Below are 12,760 nucleotides of genomic sequence, written 5' to 3'. Positions count from 1 at the left end.
TCTTTCGGAGGGGAGTCCGTTGTCAGGGCAAGAACGCGTGCGGGCCGTCCTGGAGAACCGTCTCGTGCAGCGGGCGGTCATCCTGGTCATCGTCGTCAACGCGATCACGATCGGCTGCGAGACCAGCGCGTACCTGATGGAGCGGGCCGGCGGCCTGCTGCACGCCATCGACCGGGTCGCGCTGGCCATCTTCACGGTGGAGCTGGCCGCCCGCCTGTACGCCTACCGCACGGCGTTCTTCAGGGACCCGTGGAACTGGTTCGACGCCGTCATCGTGGCCGTCGCGCTCATCCCCGCCTCGGGGCCGACGTCGGTGCTGCGCGCCCTGCGCATCCTGCGGGCGCTGCGCCTGGTCTCGGCCGTGCCCAGCATGCGCCGCGTGGTCGGCGCGCTGCTGGCCGCGGTGCCCGGGATGGCCTCGATCATCGGGCTGCTCGTCCTGATGATCTACATCGCGGCGGTCATCGCCACCAAGCTGTTCGGCGAGATCGTGCCCGAGCGCTTCGACGAGCTGCCGCGCTCGTTGTTCACGCTGTTCCAGATCATGACCGGGGACGACTGGGGAAACGTCGCCCAGGAGGTCATGGAGCACAAGCCGTGGGCCTGGATCTTCTTCATCGTCTACATCCTGATGTCCACGTTCGTGGCGCTGAACCTCTTCATCGCGGTCGTGGTCAACGCCATGAACGACGTCGACCCGGCGGAAACCTCCGAGCCTACCGAACTGGCGGCGGTGAAACAGGAGTTGGCCGCGGTCAACGCCAAGCTGGACCGACTTCTCATGCGCGAACGCCAGGAGGAACTCCGCTCACCGGCCGATCGTTGACGCGGGCGGTTACACCAATCGATCTTCGACCGAAACAACAGGGGAGAACAGAGCCGTGGTCTTCAAGAGGATGCTGGGTGCGTTCGGCGTCGGCGCGCCTTCGGTGGACACCGTCCTGTCCACACCACGCACCCGGCCGGGCGGCACGCTCGAAGGCGAGGTGCGGCTCAAGGGGGGCGACTTCGACGCCGAGATCGAGCACGTCACCCTCGGCCTGGTGGCGCGGGTGGAGATCGAGCACGGGGGCGGCGAGAGCGCCGGGCTCAGCCAGTTCTCCAGCTCCCAGGTCTCCGGCCCCTTCACCCTGCGCAAGGGCGAGGAGCGCACGATCGCCTTCCGGATCCCGGTGCCGTGGGAGGCGCCGATCAGCGAGATCTCCGGGCAGCCGCTGACCGGCATGGCGGTCGGCGTGCGCACCGAGCTGGCCATCGCCAAGGCCGTCGACAAGGGCGACCTCGACATGGTGGCGGTGGAGCCGCTGCCGTCGCAGCTGCGCATCCTGGAGTCGTTCCTGCAGCTCGGGTTCGGCTTCAAGTCGGCCGACCTGGAGGCCGGGCAGCTGTTCGGGGTGCGGCAGGAGCTGCCGTTCTACCAGGAGATCGAGTTCTACCCGACCGGACGCTACGCCGGGCAGGTGGGTGAGGTCGAGGTGACCTTCGTGGCCGACCCGCACCAGCTCGCCGTGGTCCTGGAGGCCGACAAGCGCACCGGCCGCTACTCCTCCAGCGACGCCATCGGCCGCTTCCACGTCTCCCACGAGGACGCGCTGCGCACCGACTGGGCGTCGGAGCTGGGCCGCTGGCTCGACAGCCTGTCCCAGCACGGCTCCTACGTCTCCCACGACAGCGGCTACGGCCCCCACGACCACTACGGCTCCCACGGCCACCACGGCGGTCACCACGGCGGCCACCACGGCGGTCACGGCGGCGCCGGCCTCGGCATGGTGGCCGCCGCCGGCGCCGCCGGCGTCGTGGGTGGCCTCGTGGCCGGCGAAGTCATCGAAGAGGTCGTGGAGGAGTTCTTCGAGGACGAGGGCGAGGAGTAACCCTCCCCAGCCCCACCCCACCCAGCTCCCGGCCCACCGGTTCGGGGTCCACGGGTTCGGGGTTCACGGGTTCGGGGTTCACGGGTTCGGTATGCGCGGTCCGGGTCCGCAGGGATCCGGGCCGCGACTCCGGTCGTGGCCCTGGTTCCGGTCCCTGCTGCTGCACGGGGGCGGTTCGGGGTGGGGCTTGCCCTGGGGTGGGGGTGTGGTTGAGGTGTAATTGGGCTGCAAGTCGCGATAAAGCGTCGGAAATAGGTTGACTTCCTGACCGATGGAGTCGACCTCAAGGAGCCGACGTCACCAGCACGACTGTGTGGAGTGAGCTGCGCCTGACCTCCACGCCCCAGCTGTCCATCTCGATCTCGCCGCACCTCACGGCCCTGGCCTGGGTCGCCGACGCCCTCGCGGGCCGCCGCCGTGGCCTGCCCGAGGGGTGGCGCGCGGCGCTCGCGGGGCACGTCGGCGCCGCCGGTCACCGTGCGGCCCGCCCGCTGGCCGCCCCGGACTCCTCCGTGGCCCCCGACTGCCTCGTCCCGCATGCCCCCGTGGGCGCGGACGTCTCCGTCCACGACCAGGTGGGCGCCCTGCACGACCTCCCGCCCGACCGGCTGATCGCCGACCTGGAGCAGGCGTTCGGCCAGGGCCCGGTGCCCGCGCACTGGCGCTCGGCCGCCGAACGCCCCGCCGCCTGGCTGCACGGCTACGCCGACGCGCTCACCGAGGTCTGGGAGGTCGGCGAGCCCCTGTGGCGGCGCGCCCGCGTCCTGCTGGACAGGGAGGTCATGCGGGTCGGCACGGCGGTCGTGCGCGGCGGCCCCGAGCTGCTGCTCGGCGCGCTCAGCGACCGCATCGTGCACACCGGCCGCGCCCTGCGCGTCGCCACGCCCGAACCGGCCGGGTACGACCTGGGCGACCGGCCGATCGTCCTCGTCCCGATGCTCGCCGGCAAGGACGCGGTCATCATGGGCCCCGACCACCGGGAGGCCGCGTGGATCGCCTACCCGGTGCCCGGCGCGCGGACGTTGTGGTCCGGCCCCGCCGCCCCGGCGTACGACGAGCTGTCGGCGCTGATGGGCCCGGTACGCGCCGACCTGCTCGGCGCGATCGGCCGGCCCAAGACCATGAGCATGCTGGCGGCCGACATGAAGATCGCGCCCAGCAGCATCACGTACCACTGCGACCGGCTGCGGGCCGCCCGGCTGATCACCAGGGAGCGGCGTGGCCGGGAGGTGTGGATCGCCCGCACCGAGCGCGCGGAGGAGCTGCTGGAGCTGTTCCGCCGCTGAAGACCGGGAAAGGGTCGTGGTGGCGGTGGCGGCCCCCGTGGCCGCCACGCCGGGGACGGCGCGGCAGCGGCGCCACCGCCGTCCCGAGCCGCCGGCCGGGCGTACGGCACGCGGCTCAGGACGTCGGCCACCGTAACAGGGCGCCGTCCGCCGCATCGAACGCTTCGACGAACCTGGAAGCGTCCGGCGGCTCAGAAGGTGACCAAGGGGTCGCCCACGAAGTCGGCGATGAAATTGAGAAAGAAGAAGCCGAAGAACAGGAAGTTGAGCACCAGGATGACGTAGTGCCAGGGGCGCGGCCGGGCCGGGCGCGGCAGCTTGCTGTTCAGGTACATCAGCAGGAACGGATAGAGCAGCGCGCCCAGGTTCGACATGTTCGCCGACCACTCCACCAGCCCCACCGGCAGCGACTGGAAGATGACGAACGAGATGACGACCAGCAGCAGGATCATGAACGGGTAGTAGAAGCGGCGCGGGTCGCCCTCGATCAGCCGGCGCAGGCGCGGGCTGGTGGCGTTGGCCGCGTCCGTCGTCACCCGCACCATGGCCTCGAAGATGCCGAGCTGCGTGGAGAACAGCACCAGCACCCCGATCACGAGCGCGATGGAGAAGACCACCTGCCCGTACTGGTCGCCGAGCGCGCCGGCCACGAACGTCGGCACGTTCGCGCGGGTCGGCCTCTCCCCGCCGGACAGCGTGACCGCGTGGGCCATGAGGATCGTGGGCAGCAGCATGCCGAGGATGGCGCCCACGAAGAACACGCCCCACATGTCCACCATGAGCAGCCGGTACCAGCGCCGCCACAGGGCCCGGTTGCGGTCGTCGTCGGGGAAGGTGACGCCACTGGCCATGACCGCGCGCCGCTCGCCGCGCAGCCCGGACAGGTACCCCACCCGGTAGCCCATGCCGTAGCCCTTGTCGCGGTAGTGGCCCATGACGTACCAGTTCAGGCCCGAGGCCAGCGCGGTGAACCCGGCCAGCGCGCCGAGCTGGGTGGCGGTGATCCCGGCGGGCGGGGCGGCGGGGGTGAGGAAGCCGCGGATGCCCTCCCACCACTGGCTGAACGGCACCACGAGCAGGTTCACCGCCAGCAGGGCGAGCAGGACGGTGCCGACCATCACCCAGTTGGCCAGCTCCAGGGCGCGGCTGATGCGGCGGGCGGCGGCGGTGATGAGGAACACCAGCACCAGCAGGCCGACGGCCCACCAGCGCGGCTCCAGGTCGGTGGCCGCCGGCGGCACGCCGTGGACGAGCGCGTACACGCCCTGTCCCGCCGAGGCGGCCCAGCCGCCCGCGATGAACGCGAAGATCACGATGAGCACCGACAGCGGCACCCACAACATCCAGCCCGGCGGCACCCGTCCCCAGCCGACCACCGGCGTCTCGCCGGTCGCCAGCACGTAGCGGGAGCACTCGACGTTGTAGAACGTCTGCAGCAGCGCCGAGACCACGATGACCCAGCCGACGCCGACGAACCCGTACTGCCCCACGCTGAGGGGGCCGAGCAGCCACTCGCCGCTGCCGATGGAGATGCCGAGGGCGATCAGGCTCGGGCCGACGGCGTACTTGAACAGTTCCTTGGGGCCGATCTTGGAGACCTTGAAGACCTCCTCCGGCGTGGGCAGGTCGGTGACTTCGAGGTCCGGACGGCTGACTCCGAGGGGGTGCGACATCTCTGCCTCCTGCCGTTCACAGTGATCCTGGAGGGCAAGGGCAGCAAGACCCAATTGCGGCCGGGCGGATCGGGCATGCCGGGCGCGGGATCAGCCGTACCGGGCGGCGGATCAGGCGCGCCGGGCGCGGGCGTGCCGGGCGGCTGGATCAGGCGTGCCGGGGGTGGGCGTGCCGGGCGGCCGGATCAGGCGTACTGGAGGTCGGCCCGGACGATGCGCCCGCCGCCGACCGTGAAGTCGTAGTGGGCCCGCCACCCGTCCGAACCCGCCGGGGCCCAGTGGACGAGCAGCTTCTGCCCGTCGGCCCGCCGCTCGGCGATCGAGACGACGCGCAGCGTGCCGCCGATCACCTCGTCGCCCGCCCATACGCGGATGGCGTCGTGCCCCTTGATGCTGCGGGCGACGTCGATGATCTCGGCGTCGCGGGCGAAGGAGGCGACGAGGGCGTCCAGGTCTCCGGCGTTCACCGCGTCCACGTAGGCCAGCGCCTCCCGCGCCACGTCCGCGGGAGCCCCCGGGGAGGCGGGGTCAGGGGACGCGCTGGCGGAGGGGGCGGGGCTCGGGGACGCGGGGCTTTGGGATGCGGGGCTTTGGGGTGCGAGGCTTTGGGATGCGGCGGCGGAGGGAGCGGGGCGCGGGGTGGTGGCGGGGGCCGGGCCGCACGCGGGCGCCGCCAGGAGCGGGACGGCGGCGAGCAGGACCGCCCGCCTTCGCGCGGCGCGGGCGAGGGCGGGCGGAAGGAGCCGGGTGTTCATGGCGACGAGGATGCGGCGCGCGGCGGACGCGCGTCCAAGACCTGTCGCCATAACCGCCGGCTATGGCTCTACGTCTCCCACATCCGGACGTGTACGGAAGGGAACCCGACATGCCGACGAGACGCTCCTGGCGTGGCGTTACACCGCGTAGCGGGATCGACTACTTACAGTAAGGAAGCGTTGTCACATAGTGACTACAGGGGGAGATATGAAAGTGAAGCTCATAGCGGCCGGCGGGGCACTCGCCACCGCTGCCGCACTCGTCGCGATGGCCGCGCCGGCCGGTGCCTACACCGACAAGTGCGACCTGAGCGTCGGCGAGGTCACCAAGACCCTCGGCATCGACGCCTGGGGCGTCTACGCCGGCCGTCGCGACGCCGACGCCTGCACCGAGCAGGACCACCACGACAACAAGTGGGACCACGACAACAAGTGGGACCACGACGACAAGTGGGACCACTACTACAAGTGGGACCGCCACAACAGGTGGGACCACGACAGCAAGTGGGACTACGGCTACCCGGACCACCAGTGGGACAAGGGTAGCTGGGGCACGCGCGGCAACTGGGGCCTGCGCCGGGGCCACGGCCACGATCACGGCTACGGTCACGGCTACGGTCACGGTCACGGCTACGGTCACGGCTACGGCCATGGCTACAACACGCACTGGGGCTCGCCGAGCACCCACTGGGGCGTGCGCAACTGGGCCAACGGCGGATACAACGGCCACGGCTGGCCTGGTTACTGGCTCGGCCGCTTCTAGCGACGGCCGGACACGACCTCTGGCGCGACCGTTCTGAACGGCAGGCCGGTTCGGTCCCGGGACACCATGAGGTGACCCGGGACCTCTTTCTTTCCCCCGAACACACCCTTGACCGGTCCCGGCGCGTCAGAACGCCCGGGGGCCGGCTCACAGCCCGGCCCGTGCGGGGCGGCCGGCTCGGTGCCGTCCCGCGCGGCGGCCGGTCAGCGGTCGACGATCTCGTTCTTGCCGATGACCACGACTCCGCCCCGGGTCAGCGCGAAGCGGGTGCGGTCGTATTCGAGGTCGAACCCGATCCGCGCCCCGTCCGGGATCACCACGTTCTTGTCGATGATCGCCTTGCGGACGATCGCCCCCCGCCCCACCTTGACGTTCTCCATCAGCACGGAGTCCTCCACCAGCGAGTGCGAGTGGAGCACCACCTTGGGCGACAGGATCGACCGGCACGCCGTGCCGCCGGAGACGATCACGCCGGGCGAGACCAGCGAGTCGATCGCCCGCCCCACCCGGTCGCCGTCGTTGTGCACGAACTTGGCCGGCGGCAGCGGGTCGTGCCCGGTGAAGATCGGCCACTTGTCGTTGTAGAGATTGAACACCGGATGCGCCGAGATGAGGTCCATGTGGGCCTCGTAGTAGGCGTCCAGCGTCCCCACGTCGCGCCAGTAGCCGCGGTCGCGCTCGCTGGAGCCGGGCACGATGTTGTTGGCGAAGTCGTAGACGTCAGCCCCGCCCGACTTGACGAGCATGGGGATGATGTTGCCGCCCAGGTCGTGCTTGCTCGTCGGGTCGAGCGCGTCCTCGCGCAGCGCGTCGATCATCGACTGCGTCTTGAACACGTAGTTGCCCATCGAGGCGAACACCTCGTCGGGGGAGTCGGCCAGCCCGACCGCGTCCTTGGGCTTCTCCCTGAACGCCACGATCCGGCGCCCTTCCGGGTCGGTCTCGATGACGCCGAACTGGTCGGCCAGCGACAGCGGCTGCCTGATCGCCGCCACCGTCACGTCGGCGCCGGAGTCCTCGTGCTGCTCGACCATCTGCCGCGGGTCCATGCGGTAGATGTGGTCGGCGCCGAACACGATCACGTGCTCGGGCATCTCGTCGTAGATCAGGTTCAGGTTCTGGAACAGCGCGTCGGCCGAGCCCGAGAACCAGCGCGGCCCGAGCCGCTGCTGCGCGGGCACGGGCGTGACGTAGTTGCCCAGCATCGCCGACAGCCGCCAGGTGCGGGAGACGTGCCGGTCGAGGCTGTGGTTCTTGTACTGCGTCAGTACGACGATCTTCAGGAATCCGCCGTTGGCCAGGTTGGACAGCACGAAGTCGATGAGCCGATACATCCCCCCGAACGGCACCGCCGGTTTGGCCCGATCCGCCGTGAGCGGCATGAGCCTCTTGCCCTCTCCACCTGCCAGCACAACCGCAAGCACCCTCCGGGACCTCATGCCCAGGACGCTACCCTCAAATGGCGGATCTATCGACGAAACCCGGCAGGGTGAACCTCCTCCGTGTCCGGTTTTGGCGGTCAATGTACGAACTGAGGGTGCCGACCACGGCTAACCGCGCGTCAGTCGATCGTTGGTGCAAAACTTGCGCCCCCGCGACCGACCCTCGCGCCTGACCGGCCGTATGGTCTTCTCATGCGTGTTGATCTGCTCAGCCGGGAGTATCCCCCCGAGGTGTACGGCGGGGCCGGGGTGCACATGGAGTATCTGGCCAGGGAACTGCGCGGCCTGGCGGAGGTGCGGGTGCGCTGCTTCGGCGCCGACCGCGACGAGCCGGGCGTGGCGGCCTACCGCGTGCCGGGCGAGCTGGCGGGCGCCAACGCCGCGCTGCAGGTGCTCGGCGTCGACCTGGAGATGGCCGCGGCCTGCGCCGGCGCGGACGTCGTGCACTCCCATACCTGGTACGCCAATTTCGCCGGGCATGTCGCCAAGCTGCTGCACGGCGTGCCCCACGTGGTCACCACGCACAGCCTGGAGCCGCTGCGGCCGTGGAAGGCCGAGCAGCTCGGCGGCGGCTACCGGATCTCCTCATGGGCCGAGCGCACCGCGCTGACGGCGGCCGACGCGGTGATCGCGGTCTCGGCGGGCATGCGGCGTGACGTCCTGGCCGCCTACCCGGAGATCCCGCCGGAGCGGGTCAGCGTGATCCACAACGGCATCGACACGGCCCAATACGCTCCCGACCGCGCCACCGACGTGCTGGAGAAGCAGGGCATCGACCCCGGCCGGCCCTACGTGATCTTCGTCGGCCGCATCACCCGCCAGAAGGGCCTGGTCCACCTCCTGCACGCGGCGCGCGCCTTCGACCCGGCGGCGCAGCTCGTGCTGTGCGCCGGCGCGCCCGACACGCCGGAGATCGCCGCCGAGGTGACCGGGCTGGTGCGCGGCCTCGACCGCGACGGGGTGTTCTGGATCCAGGAGATGCTGCCCAAGCCCGAGGTGATCCAGCTCCTGACGCACGCCACGGTGTTCGTGTGCCCGTCGGTCTACGAGCCGATGGGGATCGTCAACCTGGAGGCGATGGCCTGCGAGACGGCCGTGGTGGCGACCGCGACCGGCGGCATCCCCGAGGTGGTCTCCGACAGCGAGACCGGCCTGCTGGTGCCCATCGACCAGGGCGCGGACGGCACGCCCCACGACCCCGAGCGCTTCGCCGCCGACCTGGCCGAGCGGGTCAACGCCCTGCTCGGCGACCCGGCCAGGGCGCGCGCCATGGGCGAGGCGGGCCGGGCCCGCGCCATCGAGCACTTCTCCTGGTCCCGCATCGCCCGGCGCACCCTCGACCTCTACGCCACCCTGCGCGCCTGAGGCCGCCGCCCCACGAACGCCTCCCACGGGGAAGAAGCCTCCGGGGCGGGGGCCCCGCCGCGGCGGGGCCCCCGGTTATGCGCGTTCGAGCACGACGACCGGGATGTCCCGGTCGGTCTTCGTCTGGTAGTCGTCGTAGTCGGGCCAGGCCCGCGCCATGACCCGCCACATCCCGGGCTTCTCGGCCGGAGTCGCGGTGCGCGCCCTGGCCTTGAACTTCTCCCCCTTGACCTGCACCTCGACCTCGGGGTCCGCCAGCAGGTTCTTGTACCACTGAGGATGGTCGGGAGCCCCGCCGTAGGAGGCGACCACGAGGTGGTCGTCGCCGTGGCGCTGGTAGATGAGGGGCGTGGTGTAGGGCCTGCCCGAGTTGCGCCCCTTGGTGGTCAGCAGGAGGACGGTGGTGTCGTTCCAGTCGTGTCCTTCCGCGCCGTCGGTCTCCTGATAACGCCGTACGTGTTCCTCGCCATGCAGCATGAAGGCGACCTACCCGGCTGCGCCGTGACCTCACCGTTACCCGACGGGGTCTGGACGAGAAGTTGACGCGCCGCCGGCGCCCCCGGCCCGCTCACGCCGCCCGCCGCCGTCACCGGCCCCGCCCCCACCCTGACCTCCGGCCTGCCCATGCCGGGGCTGTCCTTCGTGGAGCCGACACGTTGAGTGACGTCCTGTACGCCGGGGTTCGCCGATGAGAGCCTGTGCCCATGACCGATCCGGCCGGGGCGCTGGCCGCCCGCATCGAGCGGTTCGAGCAGGCCGCGGACCCCGAGCTGATCCGGGATCCGGCGGCGCTGTCCGAGGCCGAGCAGGCGATGCGCGACCTGCACACCCGCCTGCGCCGAGGCGAGTCACCGGCCCACGCCCTGCGCGCCGCCGTACTGGAGCTGCGCGAGCTCTACGGCCCGGCCGAGCCCGACCTCTGGGCCTCGTACGTGCTCGCCGGCCTGCCGGAAGGAGCACCGCTCACCTCGTCAGGCGACGCCCCGGCCGGCTGACGCGAAGGGCGGGGCGGTGGGGGAGGCGCGAAGTGCGGCGGGCGCGGAGTGGCGGGCACGGAGATTGTCGGTGGCACATCCTACGATGAGGCTCCTCACGGAGGGATAGTCACATGCTCGACTCGCTGATCGTGCCCTTGTTCGTCACCACGGACCTGCCGCCCGAGGCGGAGCTGGCCGAGTTCGGGGAGTTGCTCGCGGGGACGGCCCGCGTGCTCGACTACCAGGCGTTCCTCACCGGCAAGGTGTTCTGGCTCGACCGCCCGGAGGCGCCCGAGCAGCACCCGGCCGCCGAGGGCGAGCTGCGCTTCGCCGGGATGCTCGGCTATCTCGCCGTCTCCGGCTCCGGCCGCAGCTCGCGCGAGGTGGTCCGCGACCTGCGGGCGGCCGCCGGCGCCGCCGTGGCGGGGCGTTACGGCGACGTGGGGGTGACGCCGGCGGTGTTCGCGATCCGCGACCAGGACGTACGCGAGCGCACTCCGGACTCGGCGCTCGCCATCGACACGCGCGACGCGGCGGCCGAGTTGGTCAGCGCGGCCAGCCCCTACCTGTGACCGTCATCCGTCCCGGGCCACCGCTCTTCCCCCCGTCTTGTGGCCGCGCGACCGCGTCTGCGGCGTCGCTCGCGTAAGATCACGGAGGTGGCGACGGCTCTTCTGATCACCGGTTCCGTGGGCGTAGGCAAGACGACCGTGGCCGACGTGGTGGGCGACCTGCTGGCCGAGGCGGGTGTGCCGCACGCGGTCATCGACGTCGACTGGTTGCGCCGTGCCTGGCCGGCGCCGCCGTCCGACCCGTTCCACGGCGAGCTGACCCTGCGCAACCTGCGCCCGGTCGCCGCCAACCACCTCGCCGCGGGCGCCGGGCGGCTGCTGCTGGCGGGCGTGATCGAGAGCCGTGCCGAGCGCGCCCGTTACGAGGAGGCGCTGGGCGTCCCTCTCACGGTCTGCCGGCTCCACGTCGCGCTTCCCGAGGTGCGCCGCAGGCTGACCTCCCGCCACGTGCACGACCCCCAAGGGCTCGACTGGCACCTCGACAGGGCGGGGGAGCTGGCGGCCGTGCTCGACGCGGCGCGGGTCGAGGACTTCACCGTGGACGGCACCGAAGGCGCCCCGCGGCAGGTCGCGGCCCGGGTCATCGAGGGCTGGCAGGCCGCCGGCGGGTAGGGGCGGTGGCCGGTGCCCGGTCAAGGACCCGCCGGCGAGGCGGGGCGGGATGGTGGCCGGGGTTCGAGCCAAGGGCAGGGGTCAGCGTTCGGTCCACTCGTCCTCCAGGGCCGAGTGCACGATCGAGTCGCGCCACCCGTGCGGCGTGTGCAGATGGTGCCGGATGCGCCCCTCCTCCACCATCCCCGCCGTCAGCATCGCGAGCTGGGCGGGCAGGTTGGCGGGGGAGCGGGCGCCCCAGATGCGGTGCAGGCCGAGCTGCTTGAACCCGAACGACAGCAGCAGCCGTACGAGATCGGTCCCGATGCCGCGCCCCCACTGGTCGCGATGCAGCCCGAACCCGATCTCGGCGCTGTGCGGCAGGTCGGGCTCGATCCGCAGGCGGGCCACCCCGATGACGTCGCGGCGCGCGGCGTCGATGACGGCCAGCACGTAGAGGCGGCGCGGTTCGGCGGCGGCCGCCTCCATGGCCTCCTCGACCAGCCGGGCGACCTCCTGCCGGGAGCGCGGCTCGAACGGCGCGTGCTGGGTGGCGGCCGGATCGCCGTAGACGGCGTGCAGGGCGGCGACGTCGGCCTCCGTGACGTCACGGAGGCCGAGTCGCTCGCCCTCGCAGACCACCCCGCGCATGCGCAGAACCTAACGCGAGTCCAGGGATCTTGACAAGCCCTGTCAAGTGGCGAGTTGACTACCGTAAGCTCGCGCGACAAGTTCGGCGACGGCGCTGTGGGCGCCGAGCGGCTCGGCGTGGCCGGCTTCGATGGCGGCCGCGGCCCGCTCGACGATGCCGTCGGGGGCCTCGTGGCCGATCAGGCAGGGCGCGATGGCCAGCCGCTCGGTGCCGGCGGCGCGCAGGCGCTGCGCCGCGACCGCGACGCCGGGCTCGCTGTCCAGCGAGGCGGCGACCACCGGCAGCGTGAGCCTGGAGGCCAGGAGCACCGCGGTGGCCTGCACGGCGCGCACGGCCTGGTCGCCGCCGACGGTGGCGAGGATGACGGCGTCGATGGGGCTGGAGACGTTCAGCAGGCGTACGCGGTCGGCCCGGGCCAGGCCGCGCTCCGCCAGCCGGATGTGCAGGGCCTCGGCCAGCAGCGGGTGCGGGCCGAGCGCCTCGGTCACGACGGCCTCCGAGCCGCTCGCCGCCACGGCCTTGCCGATCTCCGCCATGACGACGGGATCTTCCCAGGTGAGCAGTGGCACGACGACGGCTTCGCGGCCGGCGGGCAGGGAGTCTGCCAGGTCGTTGACGCTCGTCAGGCGCACCTCGATCTGCGGGTTGTCGACGCGTACCACGGCCGCGATCTCCTCGGCCACGCCGGCGGTGCCGCCGGGGGTGGCGAGCACGAGCATGGGGGCGTCGGGCGGCAAGGACGTGGGCACGGGACGGCGGTGACGACCGCCGCCCGGCCGGGGGGAACGTTCTCGTACAGGCAGGCTCACAGGC

At 71.8% G+C, this 12,760-nt stretch carries 14 protein-coding genes; 8 read left to right on the top strand and 6 right to left on the bottom strand.

Annotated elements, in window-relative coordinates; translation table 11 throughout:
- The first annotated feature begins 19 nt into the window (after positions 1-19).
- From IO39_RS06595 to IO39_RS06585, 3 genes are all read left to right on the top strand, one after another.
- Positions 20-826, top strand: a complete 807-nt coding sequence (locus tag IO39_RS06595; RefSeq protein WP_043617668.1) for an ion transporter — start codon at positions 20-22, stop codon at positions 824-826.
- 55 nt (positions 827-881) lie between these two features.
- The gene (locus tag IO39_RS06590) at positions 882-1,871 is read left to right on the top strand and encodes a sporulation protein (protein WP_043617666.1); all 990 of its coding nucleotides are present in this window, start codon (positions 882-884) and stop codon (positions 1,869-1,871) included.
- Between the two features lie 311 nt (positions 1,872-2,182).
- Positions 2,183-3,157: an ArsR/SmtB family transcription factor gene (locus tag IO39_RS06585; protein WP_043617663.1), complete on the top strand. Its 975-nt coding sequence runs from the start codon at positions 2,183-2,185 to the stop codon at positions 3,155-3,157.
- A 191-nt stretch (positions 3,158-3,348) separates the two neighbouring features.
- Here the strand turns inward: IO39_RS06585 and IO39_RS06580 are convergent, their stop codons facing one another.
- Positions 3,349-4,830, bottom strand: coding sequence for an Nramp family divalent metal transporter (locus IO39_RS06580; RefSeq protein WP_043617660.1), 1,482 nt, complete (start codon positions 4,828-4,830; stop codon positions 3,349-3,351).
- Positions 4,831-5,015: 185 nt separating this feature from the next.
- The gene (locus tag IO39_RS55935; RefSeq protein WP_043617657.1) at positions 5,016-5,330 is read right to left on the bottom strand and encodes a nuclear transport factor 2 family protein; all 315 of its coding nucleotides are present in this window, start codon (positions 5,328-5,330) and stop codon (positions 5,016-5,018) included.
- A 469-nt stretch (positions 5,331-5,799) separates the two neighbouring features.
- Between IO39_RS55935 and IO39_RS06570 the strand changes: the two genes are divergently transcribed.
- The gene (locus IO39_RS06570) at positions 5,800-6,348 is read left to right on the top strand and encodes a hypothetical protein (protein ID WP_157547967.1); all 549 of its coding nucleotides are present in this window, start codon (positions 5,800-5,802) and stop codon (positions 6,346-6,348) included.
- A gap of 203 nt (positions 6,349-6,551) precedes the next feature.
- Here IO39_RS06570 and glgC read toward each other — a convergent pair whose 3' ends face one another.
- The gene (gene glgC / locus IO39_RS06565; protein ID WP_043617651.1) at positions 6,552-7,787 is read right to left on the bottom strand and encodes a glucose-1-phosphate adenylyltransferase; all 1,236 of its coding nucleotides are present in this window, start codon (positions 7,785-7,787) and stop codon (positions 6,552-6,554) included.
- A 195-nt stretch (positions 7,788-7,982) separates the two neighbouring features.
- Between glgC and glgA the strand changes: the two genes are divergently transcribed.
- A complete protein-coding gene (gene glgA, locus IO39_RS06560) occupies positions 7,983-9,155 on the top strand; it encodes a glycogen synthase (protein WP_043617649.1) in 1,173 nt (390 codons plus the stop codon).
- A 75-nt stretch (positions 9,156-9,230) separates the two neighbouring features.
- Here glgA and IO39_RS06555 read toward each other — a convergent pair whose 3' ends face one another.
- Complete coding sequence (locus IO39_RS06555) at positions 9,231-9,632, bottom strand: nitroreductase family deazaflavin-dependent oxidoreductase (RefSeq protein WP_043617646.1); 402 nt, start codon at positions 9,630-9,632, stop codon at positions 9,231-9,233.
- 227 nt (positions 9,633-9,859) lie between these two features.
- Between IO39_RS06555 and IO39_RS06550 the strand changes: the two genes are divergently transcribed.
- The 3 genes from IO39_RS06550 (at position 9,860) to IO39_RS06540 (ending at position 11,316) form a co-directional block, all read left to right on the top strand.
- Positions 9,860-10,150, top strand: coding sequence for a hypothetical protein (locus IO39_RS06550; RefSeq protein WP_043617643.1), 291 nt, complete (start codon positions 9,860-9,862; stop codon positions 10,148-10,150).
- Positions 10,151-10,263: 113 nt separating this feature from the next.
- Entirely contained in the window at positions 10,264-10,704 is a 441-nt protein-coding gene (locus tag IO39_RS06545) for a hypothetical protein (protein WP_043617640.1), read from the top strand.
- A gap of 87 nt (positions 10,705-10,791) precedes the next feature.
- Positions 10,792-11,316, top strand: a complete 525-nt coding sequence (locus IO39_RS06540; protein ID WP_043617637.1) for an adenylyl-sulfate kinase — start codon at positions 10,792-10,794, stop codon at positions 11,314-11,316.
- A gap of 81 nt (positions 11,317-11,397) precedes the next feature.
- Here IO39_RS06540 and IO39_RS06535 read toward each other — a convergent pair whose 3' ends face one another.
- A complete protein-coding gene (locus tag IO39_RS06535) occupies positions 11,398-11,946 on the bottom strand; it encodes a GNAT family N-acetyltransferase (RefSeq protein WP_043617634.1) in 549 nt (182 codons plus the stop codon).
- A gap of 42 nt (positions 11,947-11,988) precedes the next feature.
- Positions 11,989-12,696, bottom strand: coding sequence for a sirohydrochlorin chelatase (locus IO39_RS06530; RefSeq protein ID WP_245641837.1), 708 nt, complete (start codon positions 12,694-12,696; stop codon positions 11,989-11,991).
- Positions 12,697-12,760 lie beyond the last annotated feature (64 nt).

Source organism: Nonomuraea candida (assembly GCF_000725485.1).
In the GTDB taxonomy this organism is placed as follows: Bacteria; Actinomycetota; Actinomycetes; order Streptosporangiales; family Streptosporangiaceae; genus Nonomuraea; species Nonomuraea candida.
The sequence above is the reverse complement of the archived record's forward strand: the minus strand, read 5'-3'. Positions and strand labels throughout refer to the sequence as shown.

Coding starts and splice junctions, on each gene's coding strand:
- IO39_RS06580 (WP_043617660.1), bottom strand. CDS start 4,830: ATGTCGCACCCCCTCGGAGTCAGCCGTCCGGACCTCGAAGTCACCGAC.
- glgC (WP_043617651.1), bottom strand. CDS start 7,787: ATGAGGTCCCGGAGGGTGCTTGCGGTTGTGCTGGCAGGTGGAGAGGGC.
- glgA (WP_043617649.1), top strand. CDS start 7,983: ATGCGTGTTGATCTGCTCAGCCGGGAGTATCCCCCCGAGGTGTACGGC.
- IO39_RS06555 (WP_043617646.1), bottom strand. CDS start 9,632: ATGCTGCATGGCGAGGAACACGTACGGCGTTATCAGGAGACCGACGGC.
- IO39_RS06550 (WP_043617643.1), top strand. CDS start 9,860: ATGACCGATCCGGCCGGGGCGCTGGCCGCCCGCATCGAGCGGTTCGAG.
- IO39_RS06545 (WP_043617640.1), top strand. CDS start 10,264: ATGCTCGACTCGCTGATCGTGCCCTTGTTCGTCACCACGGACCTGCCG.
- IO39_RS06535 (WP_043617634.1), bottom strand. CDS start 11,946: ATGCGCGGGGTGGTCTGCGAGGGCGAGCGACTCGGCCTCCGTGACGTC.